Origin of the sequence: Burkholderia sp. IDO3 (assembly GCF_003366075.1) — a bacterium.
Taxonomy (GTDB): Bacteria; Pseudomonadota; Gammaproteobacteria; order Burkholderiales; family Burkholderiaceae; genus Burkholderia; species Burkholderia anthina.
Genome location: NZ_CP028963.1, coordinates 1,156,461 through 1,170,072 on the forward strand (window position 1 = coordinate 1,156,461; position 13,612 = coordinate 1,170,072).

The 13,612-nt window shown below is 65.5% G+C and carries 17 protein-coding genes; 15 read left to right on the plus strand and 2 right to left on the minus strand.

All coding sequences use genetic code 11. From position 1 onward, the window contains the following. The first annotated feature begins 273 nt into the window (after positions 1-273). From DCN14_RS19940 to DCN14_RS19955, 4 genes are read left to right on the plus strand one after another with little or no spacing between them, the layout of a single operon-like run. Positions 274-1,278: an RluA family pseudouridine synthase gene (locus tag DCN14_RS19940; RefSeq protein ID WP_096507540.1), complete on the plus strand. Its 1,005-nt coding sequence runs from the start codon at positions 274-276 to the stop codon at positions 1,276-1,278. A 5-nt stretch (positions 1,279-1,283) separates the two neighbouring features. After that, on the plus strand, positions 1,284-1,943 hold the full coding sequence (locus DCN14_RS19945; RefSeq protein ID WP_096507539.1) for an HAD-IA family hydrolase: 660 nt from the start codon (positions 1,284-1,286) through the stop codon (positions 1,941-1,943). Next, positions 1,940-2,350 (plus strand): Rieske 2Fe-2S domain-containing protein, encoded by a 411-nt coding sequence (locus DCN14_RS19950; RefSeq protein ID WP_096507538.1) that lies wholly within the window; start codon positions 1,940-1,942, stop codon positions 2,348-2,350. The genes DCN14_RS19945 and DCN14_RS19950 overlap by 4 nt, the downstream gene beginning before the upstream one ends. Before the next feature lie 12 nt (positions 2,351-2,362). After that, on the plus strand, positions 2,363-3,355 hold the full coding sequence (locus DCN14_RS19955; protein ID WP_096507537.1) for a S49 family peptidase: 993 nt from the start codon (positions 2,363-2,365) through the stop codon (positions 3,353-3,355). Positions 3,356-3,402: 47 nt separating this feature from the next. On the opposite strand, the gene DCN14_RS19960 is transcribed toward DCN14_RS19955, so the two are convergent. After that, positions 3,403-4,125, minus strand: a complete 723-nt coding sequence (locus tag DCN14_RS19960) for an SAM-dependent methyltransferase (RefSeq protein WP_096507536.1) — start codon at positions 4,123-4,125, stop codon at positions 3,403-3,405. Further along, positions 4,122-4,751: a Maf-like protein gene (locus DCN14_RS19965; protein WP_096507535.1), complete on the minus strand. Its 630-nt coding sequence runs from the start codon at positions 4,749-4,751 to the stop codon at positions 4,122-4,124. Before DCN14_RS19965 ends, DCN14_RS19960 begins: the two co-directional genes overlap by 4 nt. 260 nt (positions 4,752-5,011) lie before the next feature. Between DCN14_RS19965 and DCN14_RS19970 the strand changes: the two genes are divergently transcribed. The 11 genes from DCN14_RS19970 (at position 5,012) to DCN14_RS20020 (ending at position 13,607) form a co-directional block, all read left to right on the plus strand. Next, positions 5,012-5,647: a DUF177 domain-containing protein gene (locus DCN14_RS19970; RefSeq protein WP_096507534.1), complete on the plus strand. Its 636-nt coding sequence runs from the start codon at positions 5,012-5,014 to the stop codon at positions 5,645-5,647. 97 nt (positions 5,648-5,744) lie between these two features. Beyond that, positions 5,745-5,924 (plus strand): 50S ribosomal protein L32, encoded by a 180-nt coding sequence (rpmF, locus tag DCN14_RS19975; RefSeq protein ID WP_047900174.1) that lies wholly within the window; start codon positions 5,745-5,747, stop codon positions 5,922-5,924. A gap of 130 nt (positions 5,925-6,054) precedes the next feature. Next, on the plus strand, positions 6,055-7,161 hold the full coding sequence (gene plsX, locus DCN14_RS19980; RefSeq protein ID WP_096507533.1) for a phosphate acyltransferase PlsX: 1,107 nt from the start codon (positions 6,055-6,057) through the stop codon (positions 7,159-7,161). Continuing rightward, on the plus strand, positions 7,162-8,151 hold the full coding sequence (locus DCN14_RS19985) for a beta-ketoacyl-ACP synthase III (RefSeq protein WP_096507532.1): 990 nt from the start codon (positions 7,162-7,164) through the stop codon (positions 8,149-8,151). It begins immediately after the preceding gene. Positions 8,152-8,236: 85 nt separating this feature from the next. Then, positions 8,237-9,169 (plus strand): ACP S-malonyltransferase, encoded by a 933-nt coding sequence (fabD, locus tag DCN14_RS19990; protein WP_096507531.1) that lies wholly within the window; start codon positions 8,237-8,239, stop codon positions 9,167-9,169. 36 nt (positions 9,170-9,205) lie between these two features. Further along, positions 9,206-9,955, plus strand: coding sequence for a 3-oxoacyl-ACP reductase FabG (gene fabG, locus DCN14_RS19995; protein ID WP_006752487.1), 750 nt, complete (start codon positions 9,206-9,208; stop codon positions 9,953-9,955). A gap of 144 nt (positions 9,956-10,099) precedes the next feature. Next, a complete protein-coding gene (gene acpP / locus DCN14_RS20000) occupies positions 10,100-10,339 on the plus strand; it encodes an acyl carrier protein (RefSeq protein WP_004197638.1) in 240 nt (79 codons plus the stop codon). Positions 10,340-10,501: 162 nt separating this feature from the next. Next, positions 10,502-11,734, plus strand: a complete 1,233-nt coding sequence (gene fabF / locus DCN14_RS20005; protein ID WP_096507530.1) for a beta-ketoacyl-ACP synthase II — start codon at positions 10,502-10,504, stop codon at positions 11,732-11,734. A gap of 11 nt (positions 11,735-11,745) precedes the next feature. Continuing rightward, a complete protein-coding gene (locus tag DCN14_RS20010) occupies positions 11,746-12,210 on the plus strand; it encodes a protein YgfX (protein ID WP_096507529.1) in 465 nt (154 codons plus the stop codon). 91 nt (positions 12,211-12,301) lie between these two features. Then, a complete protein-coding gene (gene rpoE / locus DCN14_RS20015; protein ID WP_006490873.1) occupies positions 12,302-12,901 on the plus strand; it encodes an RNA polymerase sigma factor RpoE in 600 nt (199 codons plus the stop codon). An 88-nt stretch (positions 12,902-12,989) separates the two neighbouring features. Continuing rightward, positions 12,990-13,607, plus strand: a complete 618-nt coding sequence (locus DCN14_RS20020; RefSeq protein WP_096507588.1) for a sigma-E factor negative regulatory protein — start codon at positions 12,990-12,992, stop codon at positions 13,605-13,607. Positions 13,608-13,612: the final 5 nt, after the last annotated feature.

Consider the following 13,612-nt stretch of genomic DNA (forward strand, 5'->3'; position numbering starts at 1 on the left):
CGGACGCACTTCGCGCCGTCGGGCTACCGATCAAATTCTTTTCAACCAACTTTCCGTTACCGCGGCGCGGTGCCGACCGAATCCGCCTGTGGGCGCGATCCTTGCCGACGGGCTGCGCCGTGCGTGCAACTTGCTGCATCTCTTTGATTAGGGGTGAGCAGCAGACCCCCGGCGCAAGTAAAATAACGGTTTCCGCTTGCGCCTTGCCCGACTCGGTCGGGGCCGGCCTGTCAGGCCACCCTCAACGTCCGGCTGGGCAAAATTATATTCAGTATGAATGAGTTAGGCAAAATATCCCAGAATTCAGTCGCAAGCGGCCAGGTATCGATGATCCAGATCGACGAAAACTCGGCCGGTCAGCGGATCGATAACTTCCTGTTGCGCGTCTGTAAAGGCGTGCCCAAAAGCCATATTTACCGAATCCTGCGCAGCGGGGAAGTTCGGGTAAACAAGGGTCGGGTCGATGCGCAGTATCGTCTCGCGTTCGGCGACATCGTCCGCGTGCCCCCGGTGCGGGTGGCGGCAGCCGACCTCGCGCGCGCCGACACGCCGATCGTGCCGCCCGCGCAGTTCGACGTGCTGTACGAGGACGACGCGATGCTCGTCATCAACAAGCCGGCCGGTGTCGCGGTGCATGGCGGCAGCGGCGTCGCGTTCGGCGTGATCGAGCAGATGCGCCAGGCGCGCCCGCGCGCGAAATTCCTCGAACTCGTGCACCGGCTCGACCGCGAGACGTCCGGGGTTCTGATGCTCGCGAAGAAGCGCACCGCGCTCGTCGCCCTGCATGAACAGATCCGCGAAAACCGGATGGACAAGCGCTACTTCGCGTGCGGGCACGGCGAATGGCAGCCCGATTGGGGCCGCCGCCGCGCGGTGAAGGTGCCGCTGTTCAAGTATTCGACCCCGGAAGGAGAGCGGCGCGTGCGCGTGCAGGACGACGGTCTGCCGTCGCACACCGTATTCAATCTGCTCGATCGCTGGCTGGATTACGTGCTGGTCGAGGCGGAACTCAAAACGGGTCGGACCCATCAGATTCGTGTGCACCTCGCGCATCTCGGCCTGCCGATCGCCGGCGACGCCAAGTATGGCGATTTCGCACTGAACAAGGCGCTGGCGCGCGCGAATGCGCAGCCGTCGCTGAAACGGATGTTCCTGCATGCGCATCGGCTGCGGCTGGCCCATCCGCTGACCGGCGAGGCGCTGCAGTTCGACGCGCCGCTGCCGGACGAATGCCGGCGCTTCCTCGATCAACTCAGCGCTCTGCGCGATACCGCCTGAATCGCATGTCCCGACAGCAATTTGATCTGATCGTCTTCGACTGGGACGGCACGCTGATGGATTCGACTGCGCACATCGCGCACAGCATCCAGGCGGCCTGCCGCGATCTCGGTTTGCCCACGCCGTCCGATGAGGCGTCCCGTTACGTGATCGGTCTCGGCCTGCGTGATGCGCTGCAGATTACCGCTCCGACCCTCGATCCGTCCGACTATCCGCGGCTGGCCGAGCGCTATCGCTATCACTATCTGCTGGACGACCAGCGCATCGAGCTGTTCGCCGGCGTGCGCGAACTGCTCGCCGAGTTGCGCGACACGGGCTACCTGCTCGCGGTCGCGACCGGCAAGGGCCGGGTCGGGCTGAACCGCGTGCTCGACCAGTCGAAGCTCACGAGCCTGTTCGATGCGACGCGCTGCGCGGACGAGACGTTCTCGAAGCCGCATCCGGCGATGCTGCACGAGTTGTCGCGCGAACTGGGGCAGGATCTGGCGCGCACGGTGATGATCGGCGACACGACGCACGATCTGCAGATGGCCGCGAGCGCGGGGGCAGCGGGCATCGGCGTTTCGTACGGCGCGCACACGGCCGACGCGCTGGCTGCGCTGACGCCGCGTTTCGTCGCGCCGGACGTCGTTGCGCTGACGGCATGGCTACGGGAGCACGCATGAGCGCGGCGCCCGACGCCGTGCGCGTGTGTGCATCCGACGCGCTGGCCGACGGCGGTGCCGGCGTGCGCGTCGATGCGACGCTGCGCGGCGAGCAGGCGGTCGTATTCTTCGTGCGCTACGACGGCCGTGCGTACGGCTACCTGAACCGCTGCGCGCACGTGCCGATGGAGCTCGACTGGGCGGAAGGGCAGTTCTTCGAGTCGTCCGGCCTTTATCTGATGTGTGCGACGCACGGTGCGATCTATGCGCCGGACACCGGCAAGTGCGTCGGCGGCCCGTGCCGCGGCGGCCGCCTGCGGCCGGTCGAGGTCGACGAGCGCGACACGCCCGACGGGCGTGCGGTATTCTGGGTGCCCGATGCGGACCTGCATCCCGCCGCGCCGGTTCCTCCCGCCACGACCGACTGACGACAACACTGCATGGCCGATCAACCGAATTCCCCTGATTCCTCGTCCCGTCCCGACAGCCGCGAACCGAACTGGGAGCGCGCCGCGCTCGAACGGATCGCGCTCGCAGCCGTGAAGGAACAGCGCGCGGCGCGGCGCTGGAAGATCTTCTTCCGTTTCGCGTTCCTCGGTGTATTCGTGCTGTTCGCGTTTGCGCTGCTCGATTTCTCGAGCGACTCGAAGTTTTCGTCGAGCGGGCGGCACACGGCGCTCGTGACGATCGACGGCGAGATCGCGGCCGGCACCAATGCGAACGCCGACGACATCAATACCGCGCTCGATGCGGCATTCGACGACGACGGCACGGCCGGCGTCGTGCTGCGGATCAACAGCCCGGGCGGCAGCCCGGTGCAGGCCGGCATGGTCTACGACGAGATCCGGCGGCTGCGCGCGAAGTATCCGGGCAAGCCGCTGTATGTCGTCGTGACCGACATGTGCGCATCGGGCGGCTATTACATTGCGTCGGCCGCCGACAAGATTTTCGTCGACAAGGCGAGCATCGTCGGCTCGATCGGCGTGCTGATGGACGGTTTCGGCTTCACGGGCCTGATGGGCAAGCTCGGCGTCGACCGGCGCCTGCATACGTCGGGCGAAAACAAGGGCTTCTACGATCCGTTCTCGCCCGAGACGCCGAAGATGGACACCCATGCGCAGGAATTGCTCGACCAGGTCCATGCGCAGTTCATCAAGGCCGTGAAGGATGGCCGCGGCAAGCGGCTGCATGAAACGCCCGACATGTTCTCGGGGCTGTTCTGGACCGGCGAGAAGAGCGTCGAACTCGGGCTTGCGGACGGCTACGGCACGACGGACACGGTCGCGCGCGACGTGCTGAAGGCGCCGGATCTCGTCGACTACACGGTGAAGGAAAGCCTGACGAACCGCGTCGCACGCAAGTTTGGCGCGGCGGTTGGCGGCGCTGCGATGAAGGCGCTCACTGCGGGCGGCACGTCGTTCAGCCTGCGCTGAGTGGCGGTACGGGCCGGTATGCCCCGTACCGCCGCCGGCTTTCCGCCTCAGTTTGCGAGCAGCAGGAAGATGGCGGGGCGCTTGTGCAGATTCGGTGCGGGCGCCTTTTTCCAGTCCGCCACCGAACGGCTGGCGATCGTCTCGGTTTCGAGGGTCAGATCGGCTGCGACACAGATCTGCGTCGACGGCGCGCACGTCGCGACCAGCGTGTCGAGCATCGCGTGGTTCCGGTACGGCGTCTCGATGAAGATCTGCGTCTGGCGAGCCTTGCGTGACAGTTGTTCCAGCTCGCGCAGGCGTTTCGCGCGCGCTGCAGCGTCGACCGGCAGGTAGCCGTTGAACGCGAAACTCTGGCCGTTCAGGCCCGATGCCATCAGTGCGAGCAGGATCGAACTCGGCCCGACGAGCGGCACGACCTTCACGCCGCGTTCGTGCGCGCGGCGCACCAGCAGCGCGCCGGGATCGGCCACGGCAGGGCAGCCGGCCTCGGACACGAGCCCCGCGTCCGCGCCGGCCAGTACGGGGGCGAGCAGCCGGTCGATCTCGCCGCCCGGCGTGTTGACGTTCAGCTCGCGGATCTCGATTTCCTGGATCGGCCGCGTCGTGCCGATCTTCTTCAGGAACGCGCGGGTCGTTTTCGCGTTTTCGCCGATGTAATAGCCGAGCGTGCCGGCGCGAGCCTGCACGGCCGCGGGCAGCACCGCGGCGAGCATCGATTCGTCGCCTTCGCCAAGGGTGTTCGGGACGAGATAGAGCGTGCCGGCGGTCATGCGCGGTCTCCATGGTTGGCGAACAACGGATAGCCCGCGGCGCGCAGCATTCGCGTGAGCGCGATCAGCGGCAGGCCGACGAGCGCGGTGGGATCGTCGGAGTCGATCGCGTCGAGCAACGCGATGCCGAGCCCTTCGGATTTTGCGCTGCCGGCGACGTCGTACGGCGTTTCCGCGTGGAGATACGCATCGAGTTCGGCTTCGGGCAGCGAGCGAAAGCGCACGTGCGTGACGACGTCCTCGGTTTGCGTCTCGCCGGTGCGGCTGTCGTACAGGCTGAGCGCGCTGTGGAACTCGACATCGCGGCCCTGCATCGACATCAGTTGCGCGAGCGCGCGCTCGTGCGTGCCGGGCTTGCCGATCTGCAGTCCGTCGAACGTCGCGACCTGGTCCGATCCGATCACGAGCACGCCGTCCGGCGCGTCGATCGTCGCGGCGACGGCGCGCGCCTTCGCTCCGGCGAGGCGCAGCGCGGTCGCGGCCGGCGTTTCGCCGGCGAGCGGGGTTTCGTCGAGATCGGGCGACACGACGTCGAACGGCACGCCGAGGCGCTCGAGGAGCGCGCGGCGATATCGGGAACTGGAGGCAAGAATCAGCCGCGGCGGGTGGCAAACGGTATCCGGCATGGTTGGTTGGGTCGGTGAGTCGTCAGGTATGGTGCGGCGTTGCGCGGACGCAAGCTTAAGTGATTGACCGCAAAAGGTAAAACAGGTATGCTTTCCCGCTTTTCGTCGGCAGGCTTTCGTTGTGGTGGCGCCTGCCGGGTCTTCGGAAGTAAAGTACGAACCGTGCGCGGCGGTATATCACCCAGATGAGCACCCAGGTGAGCGCGTACGCGAGCGGTGCCAAGCCGGATCCGCAAGTCAGCCTGTAGGCAGGAGCGCATATGAACACTTCTTCTGGCAAGCCTGCGGCATCGCTTGATCCGCACGCGGTCGACCTGTTCGAATTCGCCCGCAGCGGGCGGCAGGCAGCAGGCGCGGTGCGTCTTTCGCAACTGCCGCGCATGTTAAACGAAGTGCCGGCGGACGCGCCAGATCGCGACACGGTCTTCACGTGGCAGGCCGAGGGGTTCACCCAGAAGGAACTGCAGGACGACGGCGCCGATGGGCAGCAGCCGTATCTGCGCCTTGCGGTGCACGGCCATGCATGGCTCACGTGCCAGCGCTGCATGACTCCGTACGACCAGACGTTCGACGTCGACATGACGTACCGGGTCGTCGCGACCGAAGAAGAAGCTGAAGAATTTCCGCTCGACGACGATGAAGCCGATGTGATCGTGGGCTCTCGCCAGTTCGATCTCGTCGACTTGATCGAAGAGGAATTGCTGCTTTCGTTGCCGCTCGTGCCCAAGCACGAGGTTTGCCCGGCAGTTCACGAAAGCCTCGTGTCGGGTGCGAGCGGTCCTTTGGAAGATGCGGACGATGAGTCCGGGGAAGCCGGGGACGAAGGCAAACGGCCGAATCCGTTCGCAGCGCTGGAAGCGTTGAAGAAGGACGGGGACGGCAGCAAGAAACACTAAGCAGTTGTGGCGCGGGAAGGCGTAGGGCTTTGGGCCAGGGTAGTTAAGCGCCGGATCGGGCTGTGTTAGAATCCGGAAAATTATTTAGGAGTTAGTCATGGCAGTCCAGCAAAACAAGAAGTCGCCGTCGAAGCGCGGCATGCATCGTTCGCACGATTTCCTGACGGCGTCGCCGCTGGCAGTCGAGCCGAGCACGGGTGAAGTGCATCTGCGTCACCACGTCAGCCCGAACGGCTACTATCGCGGCAAGAAAGTCGTCAAGACGAAGAACGACTAAGCGTCAAGTCACGCGTTGCGCGCTACGATTCGCCGTTCGCGTGACAACTGGTTCGCTTGACACTTTCCTGGCTCAACAAAAAGGCGGCATTCAACTGCCGCTTTTTTGTGCCTGAAATTCGTCGCATTCCATGACCGTAAAGCTCACAATCGATTGCATGGGAGGCGACCACGGCCCGTCCGTGACCGTTCCCGCGGCAGTCAAGTTCGTCCGCGTGCATCCCGATGCGCACCTGATGCTCGTCGGCATCGAAAGCGCGATTCGCGCTCAGCTGAAAAAGCTGAAAGCCCTCGACGATCCCGCGCTGACCATCGTGCCCGCCACAGAAGTCGTGGCGATGGACGACCCTGTCGAAGTGGCGCTGCGCAAGAAGAAAGATTCTTCGATGCGCGTCGCGCTCAACCACGTCAAGGATGGCGCGGCCCAGGCCTGTATTTCCGCCGGCAACACCGGCGCGCTGATGGCCGTTTCCCGCTATGTGCTCAAGACGCTGCCCGGCATCGAGCGGCCCGCGATCGCGTTCGCTTTGCCGAACCCGACCGGCTACACGATGATGCTGGACCTCGGCGCGAACGTCGACTGCGAGCCGCAGCATCTGCTGCAGTTCGCGGAGATGGGGCATGCGCTCGTCGCCGCGCTCGAAGGCAAGGAGCGTCCGACGATCGGCCTCTTGAACATCGGCGAAGAGGTCATCAAGGGCAACGAGACGATCAAGCGCGCAGGCGAGCTGCTGCGCGCCAGCACGCTGAATTTCCGCGGCAACGTCGAAGGCAACGACATCTACAAGGGCACGGTCGACGTGATCGTCTGCGACGGCTTCGTCGGCAACGTCGCGCTGAAGACGTCCGAGGGGCTCGCGCAGATGCTGTCCGACATCATCCGCGAGGAGTTCGGCCGTTCGCTGATGTCGAAGTTCATGGCGCTGCTCGCGCTGCCGGTGCTGATGCGTTTCAAGAAGCGCGTCGACCATCGCCAGTACAACGGCGCGGCGCTCCTGGGGCTGAAGAGTCTCGTGATCAAAAGCCACGGTTCGGCCGATGCCTACGCGTTTGAGTGGGCGATCAAACGCGGGTATGATGCCGTCAAAAACGGCGTGCTGGAGCGCCTCACGCGCGCGATGGCGGATAATTCGGCGTCGCTCGGCGACGGCGAACACGACGCGGGCGGCGCGGGCCAGACGAGCCCGGCCGCAGGCCATCACGCCGAACCTTCCGCTGCGCAATCCTCTAAAGCATAAATGGCCCAATCGACTCTCTATTCCCGCGTGCTCGGCACGGGCAGCTACCTGCCGCCCGACCGCGTCACGAACCAGCAGTTCGCCGAACGTCTTGCGAAGGAAGGCATCGAGACGAGCGATGAATGGATCGTTGCGCGCACGGGCATCCATGCGCGCCATTTCGCCGCACCGGACGTCACGACGAGCGATCTCGCGCTCGAGGCGTCGCGTCGGGCGATCGAGGCGGCCGGCATCGATCCGCAGTCGATCGACCTGATCATCGTCGCGACTTCGACCCCCGATTTCGTGTTCCCCAGCACGGCCTGCCTGCTTCAGAACAAGCTCGGCATCAAGAGCGGCGGCGCGGCGTTCGACGTGCAGGCCGTGTGCTCGGGCTTCGCCTATGCGATGGCGACGGCCGACAGCTTCATCCGCAGTGGTCAGCACCGCACGGCGCTCATCGTCGGCGCGGAGACGTTCTCGCGCATTCTCGATTTCAAGGACCGCACGACCTGCGTGCTGTTCGGCGACGGTGCGGGCGCCGTGATCCTGTCCGCCTCGGAAGAGCCGGGCGTGCTCGGCAGCGCGCTGCATGCCGACGGCAGCTATTCGAACATCCTCTGCACGCCGGGCAACGTCAATCGCGGCGTGATCGACGGCAGCGCGTTCCTGTACATGGACGGGCAGGCCGTGTTCAAGCTCGCGGTCAACGTGCTCGAGAAGGTCGCGATCGAAGCGCTCGCCAAGGCGAATCTCGCACCCGAGCAGGTCGACTGGCTGATTCCGCACCAGGCCAACATCCGCATCATGACCAGCACCTGCCGCAAGCTCGGCCTGCCGCAGGAGCGCATGGTCGTGACGGTCGATCAGCACGGCAATACGTCGGCTGCATCGATCCCGCTGGCGCTCGATACGGCAGTGCGCGACGGCCGCATCCAGCGCGGTCAGCACGTGCTGATCGAAGGTGTCGGCGGCGGCTTCACCTGGGGTGCGTCGGTCTTCCGCTTCTGATCCGCAGCGCGCGTTTGCTGCGCGCGGATCCCGAACCGGCGCGCCGTTCGCGCGCGCCGTCCGAATCGATTCAATTGGGGACGATATGAAATTTGCATTCGTTTTTCCGGGGCAGGGCTCGCAGTCGGTCGGCATGCTCAACGCATTCGCCGATCTGGCCGTCGTGCGCGAGACGCTCCAGGAAGCATCCGATGCACTCAATCAGGATCTCGGCAAGCTGATCGCCGAAGGTCCGGCCGAAGAACTGAATCTGACGACCAACACGCAGCCCGTGATGCTGACGGCCGCGTACGCGTGCTATCGCGCGTGGCAGCAGGCAGGCGGCCCGGCGCCGTCGATCGTCGCGGGCCACAGCCTCGGCGAATACACGGCGCTTGTCACGGCTGGCGCGATCGCGTTCAAGGACGCGGTGCCGCTGGTGCGCTTCCGTGCGCAGGCGATGCAGACGGCCGTGCCGGTTGGCCAGGGCGGCATGGCCGCGATCCTCGGCCTCGACGACGACACGGTGCGCGCGGTGTGCGCCGAAGCCGCGGAAGCGGGCGTCGTCGAAGCGGTGAACTTCAACGCGCCGGCGCAAGTCGTGATCGCGGGTGCGAAGGCGGCCGTCGAGAAGGCGTGCGAGATCGCGAAGGCGAAGGGCGCGAAGCGCGCGCTGCCGCTGCCGGTTTCGGCACCGTTCCATTCGTCGTTGCTCAAGCCGGCGTCGGATCAACTGCGCGACTATCTCGCGAACGTCGACGTGAACGCGCCGCAGATTCCGGTCGTCAACAACATCGACGTCGCGGTGGTCAGCGATCCGGCCGCGATCAAGGACGCGCTGGTGCGCCAGGCGGCGGGCCCGGTGCGCTGGGTCGAGTGCGTGCGGCACATCGCGGGCACGGGCGTCACGCACGTGATCGAATGCGGCCCGGGCAAGGTGCTGGCAGGCCTGACCAAGCGCATCGACGGCAATCTGGTCGGCGCATCGCTGTTCGATCCGGCGTCGCTCGAAGAAGCGCTCAAGCTGGCGACCGCCTGACGCGGCGCCTTTCCTCAAGAGACGGATATTCGATTCATGGAAAAGACTCTCGATAAACAGGTCGCGATCGTGACCGGCGCATCGCGCGGCATCGGCCGGGCGATCGCGCTCGAACTGGCGCGCCTGGGCGCGACGGTGATCGGCACGGCGACGAGCGAATCGGGCGCTGCCGCGATTACCGCCGGGTTCGCGGAAGCGGGCGTGACGGGCCGCGGCGCGGTGCTGAACGTCAACGACGCGGCTGCAGCCGAGGCGCTGATCGACGCGACCGTGAAGGAATTCGGCGCGCTCCACGTACTCGTCAACAACGCCGGGATCACGCAGGACCAACTCGCGATGCGGATGAAGGACGAAGACTGGGACGCGGTGATCGACACCAACCTGAAGTCGGTGTTCCGCCTGTCGCGCGCGGTGCTGCGCCCGATGATGAAGGCGCGCGGCGGCCGCATCATCAACATCACGTCGGTGGTCGGCTCGGCCGGCAACCCGGGCCAGGCCAACTACGCGGCCGCGAAGGCCGGCGTCGCGGGCATGACCCGCGCGCTCGCGCGCGAAATCGGCAGCCGTGGCATCACGGTGAACTGCGTCGCGCCGGGCTTCATCGACACCGACATGACGAAGACGCTGCCGGAAGAACAGCAGGCCGCGCTCAAGACCCAGATTCCGCTCGGCCGCCTCGGCAGCCCGGAAGACATCGCCCATGCCGTCGCGTTCCTCGCATCGCCGCAAGCCGGTTACATCACCGGCACGACGCTGCACGTGAACGGCGGCATGTACATGTCGTAACGGTTTTCGTTTACCATCCGCGCCGTATCCCGTTTTTCAGGCGGACCGGCGCTTGATCGACCATCAAGCCAACGCGCGTTTTGGCGTCAGCAAACCTGATAAAATGCGCGCACTTGTAAATCTGAACTTTCCCTCGGAGGGGTAATGGATAACATCGAACAACGTGTCAAGAAGATCGTCGCCGAGCAACTGGGCGTCGCGGAAGCCGAAATCAAGAACGAAGCTTCGTTCGTGAACGACCTCGGCGCAGACTCGCTCGACACCGTTGAACTGGTGATGGCTCTGGAAGACGAGTTCGGCATGGAAATCCCGGACGAAGAAGCAGAGAAGATCACGACGGTTCAGCAAGCGATCGACTACGCTCGCGCAAACGTCAAGGCGTAAGCGCGCTTCGCGCTCGTCTGCCACGTCGTCGCGATCTTCGCGTTTGACGCGCCATCCTGCCGGCAACCGCGCCGGACGGACTAACAGCCACAGGGCTCGCAGGGCTGGTTCCTGCGGCCACTGTGGCTTTTGTTTTTGTCATCCAATGGAAAAGAGGTTACCGTGAGCCGCCGTCGTGTTGTCGTTACAGGCCTGGGGCTGATTTCGCCTGTTGGCAATAATGTTGCCGACGGCTGGGCCAATCTCGTCGCCGGCAAGCCCGGCATCGCCACCGTCACGAAGTTCGATCCGTCGAACCTCGCCGTGCATTTCGCGGGCGAGGTGAAGGGTTTCAGCGCCGAGGAGTACATCCCGGCGAAGGAAGCCCGCAACATGGATACGTTCATCCATTACGGCATCGCAGCCGGCGTCCAGGCAATCCGGGACAGCGGGCTGGAAGTGACCGAAGCCAATGCGGAACGTATCGGTGTGCTGGTCGGCTCCGGCATCGGCGGCTTGCCGATGATCGAAGACACGCACCAGACCTACATCGATCGCGGTGCGCGTCGGATTTCGCCGTTCTTCGTGCCAGGCTCGATCATCAATATGATCTCGGGCCACCTGAGCATCATGTTTGGCCTGAAAGGCCCGAACCTCGGGGCTGTAACAGCCTGCACGACCGGCCTGCACAGCATCGGTCTCGCTGCACGGCTGATTCAGGCCGGCGACGCCGACGTGATGGTCGCGGGCGGTGCCGAATCGACGGTGTCGCCGCTCGGCATCGGCGGGTTCGCGGCAGCGCGTGCGTTGTCGACCCGCAATGACGATCCGGCGACGGCATCGCGTCCGTGGGACAAGGAGCGCGATGGCTTCGTGCTGGGCGAAGGCTCGGGCGTGATGGTGCTGGAAGAGTACGAAGCGGCGAAGGCGCGCGGCGCGAAGATCTATGCGGAAGTCTCGGGCTTCGGCATGACGGGCGATGCGTACCACATGACCGCGCCGAACATGGACGGCCCGCGCCGCTGCATGGTTGCGGCGCTGCGCGACGCCGGCGTGAACGCGGACGAGGTCCAGTACCTGAACGCGCACGGCACGTCGACGCCGCTCGGCGACAAGAACGAGTCCGACGCGGTGAAGGCGGCCTTCGGCGAGCACGCGTACAAGCTCGTCGTGAACTCGACGAAGTCGATGACGGGTCACCTGCTGGGTGGCGCGGGCGGCCTCGAGTCGGTGTTCACGGTGCTGGCGCTGCACAACAACGTGTCGCCGCCGACCATCAACATCTTCAACCAGGACCCCGAGTGCGATCTCGATTACTGCGCGAACACCGCGCGTGACATGAAGATCGACGTGGCCGTGAAGAACAACTTCGGCTTCGGCGGTACCAACGGCACGCTGGTGTTCAAGCGCGTCTGAAGCAGAATCGCTTGACGAGTCCATTCGATGCGCCGGCCGGGCGTCCGCAGCGTTTTGCGCTGCGGGCCTCGGCCGTGTCGTATGTCGTGCTGGCCGCGTTCGTCGCGGTGGCCGCCGCGTCCGCGTACCTGTTCTGGGCGCCGCGGGCGGGCGCTGCCGCAGGCGCATGCGTGTCCGCGGCGACGGCCGCGCTGCTTGCCGTGTGTGCTGCGCGGGCCTGCGCCCGTCGGCTGCCGGCCGAGCTGCGGATCGATGCATTCGGGGAGATTGCGGCCTTTGGCCGCAGTGGGCGGCTACTGGCGCGCGGTCGCGTGACGGGGCATGCACACTGGAGCAGCCTGCTGCTCGTGCTGTCGGTCGGGCAGGGTGCCCGGCGTGCACGGCCGTTGCTGATTCCTGCCGATGCGCTCGACGCCGCGTCGTTCAGCGCGTTGTCCGTGCTGGCGCGAACCGCGGGCACGGCGGGGCGGGCATGACGGCGGCGCAGTTACCGACCGTAACCAGCGCCCGACGCCGGAACGCTACAATAACGCTCCGCGTTGCATCCCTAGTTAATGGATTTGTCAGGTGAGTGAAAAAGAAATCGATCAGGCTCTGGTCGAGCGCGTACAGAAAGGCGACAAGGCGGCGTTCGAACTCCTGGTCTCCAAATACCACCGCAAGATCATCCGGCTGATCTCGCGCCTCGTGCGGGATCCCGCCGAGGTCGAGGATGTGGCCCAGGACGCGTTCATCAAGGCGTATCGTGCGCTGCCGCAATTTCGCGGCGAGTCGGCGTTTTACACGTGGTTGTACCGGATTGCCGTCAATACGGCGAAGAACTACCTTGCGACGCAAGGCCGTCGGGCGCCGACGTCGACCGAGGCCGATGCAGAGGAAGCGGAAACTTTCTCCGACGCAGACCAACTAAGGGATATCAACACGCCTGAGTCGATGTTGATGAGCAAGCAGATTGCGGAGACGGTCAACGCTGCAATGGCCCTCCTGCCCGAAGAACTGCGCCAGGCGATTACGCTGCGCGAGATCGAGGGCCTGAGCTACGAAGAGATCGCGGAAATGATGGGCTGTCCGATCGGGACGGTCCGGTCGCGCATCTTCCGGGCACGCGAGGCAATCGCTGCGAAATTGCGTCCGCTGCTCGATACGCCCGAAGGCAAGCGCTGGTAAGCGCGATGGGCGCATCGACGCGGGTCGGGGTCTAGTTACGGATAGAGTCGTGGCATCACGACGGGGTGTGTGCAAGATGGGGAGCATCATGGGGTCGGTCAATACACAGTCGCAGGCGTGCTCGCGCGGCGAGCGCCTTTCCGCTCTGGTCGACGGAGAACTGTTCGACGGCCCGGATCACGGGCAGTTTCTGGCTGGGCTCGACCGCGCGGACCGCGCAGCGTGGGCCCATTACCACCTGATCGGCGATGCGCTGCGCTCGGACGAGCTCGCGCTGCCGCCCGCGCTGAGCGTCGCGTTCACCGCGCGCATGTCGGCCGCGCTCGAAAGCGAGCCGCACCTGCTCGCGCCGGCCGCCGCGCCGGTCGCCCGCAAGCTGCTGTCGCTGCGCCGGCGCGTCGTGCCCGCGTTCGCGGTGGCGGCCGCCGCAGCCACGCTGACGTGGATCGTCGTCCCGCAGATGCAGACGGCCGGTACGCCGGGCACCGTCCAGGTCGCATCGGCAGGCGCGCCGCAGCGCGGCGACCTGCAGCGCGTGACGGTCGCGCAGGCATCGGTCCAGCCGGGCTTGCAGGACGTCAACATCATCCGCGACGCCACGCTCGACCAATACCTCGAAGCGCACCAGCAATTCGCGCAGCAGCCCGTCGTCACGGGCTCGATGCCGCTGATCCGCGCTGCCGTGACCACCACGCCAGGCCAATAAACCCG

Excerpts from the sequence above, each read along its gene's own strand:
- DCN14_RS19940 (WP_096507540.1), top strand. The coding sequence starts at position 274 with ATGAATGAGTTAGGCAAAATATCCCAGAATTCAGTCGCAAGCGGCCAG.
- DCN14_RS19945 (WP_096507539.1), top strand. The coding sequence starts at position 1,284 with ATGTCCCGACAGCAATTTGATCTGATCGTCTTCGACTGGGACGGCACG.
- DCN14_RS19950 (WP_096507538.1), top strand. The coding sequence starts at position 1,940 with ATGAGCGCGGCGCCCGACGCCGTGCGCGTGTGTGCATCCGACGCGCTG.
- DCN14_RS19955 (WP_096507537.1), top strand. The coding sequence starts at position 2,363 with ATGGCCGATCAACCGAATTCCCCTGATTCCTCGTCCCGTCCCGACAGC.
- DCN14_RS19960 (WP_096507536.1), bottom strand. The coding sequence starts at position 4,125 with ATGACCGCCGGCACGCTCTATCTCGTCCCGAACACCCTTGGCGAAGGC.
- DCN14_RS19965 (WP_096507535.1), bottom strand. The coding sequence starts at position 4,751 with ATGCCGGATACCGTTTGCCACCCGCCGCGGCTGATTCTTGCCTCCAGT.
- DCN14_RS19970 (WP_096507534.1), top strand. The coding sequence starts at position 5,012 with ATGAACACTTCTTCTGGCAAGCCTGCGGCATCGCTTGATCCGCACGCG.
- rpmF (WP_047900174.1), top strand. The coding sequence starts at position 5,745 with ATGGCAGTCCAGCAAAACAAGAAGTCGCCGTCGAAGCGCGGCATGCAT.
- plsX (WP_096507533.1), top strand. The coding sequence starts at position 6,055 with ATGACCGTAAAGCTCACAATCGATTGCATGGGAGGCGACCACGGCCCG.
- DCN14_RS19985 (WP_096507532.1), top strand. The coding sequence starts at position 7,162 with ATGGCCCAATCGACTCTCTATTCCCGCGTGCTCGGCACGGGCAGCTAC.
- fabD (WP_096507531.1), top strand. The coding sequence starts at position 8,237 with ATGAAATTTGCATTCGTTTTTCCGGGGCAGGGCTCGCAGTCGGTCGGC.
- fabG (WP_006752487.1), top strand. The coding sequence starts at position 9,206 with ATGGAAAAGACTCTCGATAAACAGGTCGCGATCGTGACCGGCGCATCG.
- acpP (WP_004197638.1), top strand. The coding sequence starts at position 10,100 with ATGGATAACATCGAACAACGTGTCAAGAAGATCGTCGCCGAGCAACTG.
- DCN14_RS20020 (WP_096507588.1), top strand. The coding sequence starts at position 12,990 with ATGGGGTCGGTCAATACACAGTCGCAGGCGTGCTCGCGCGGCGAGCGC.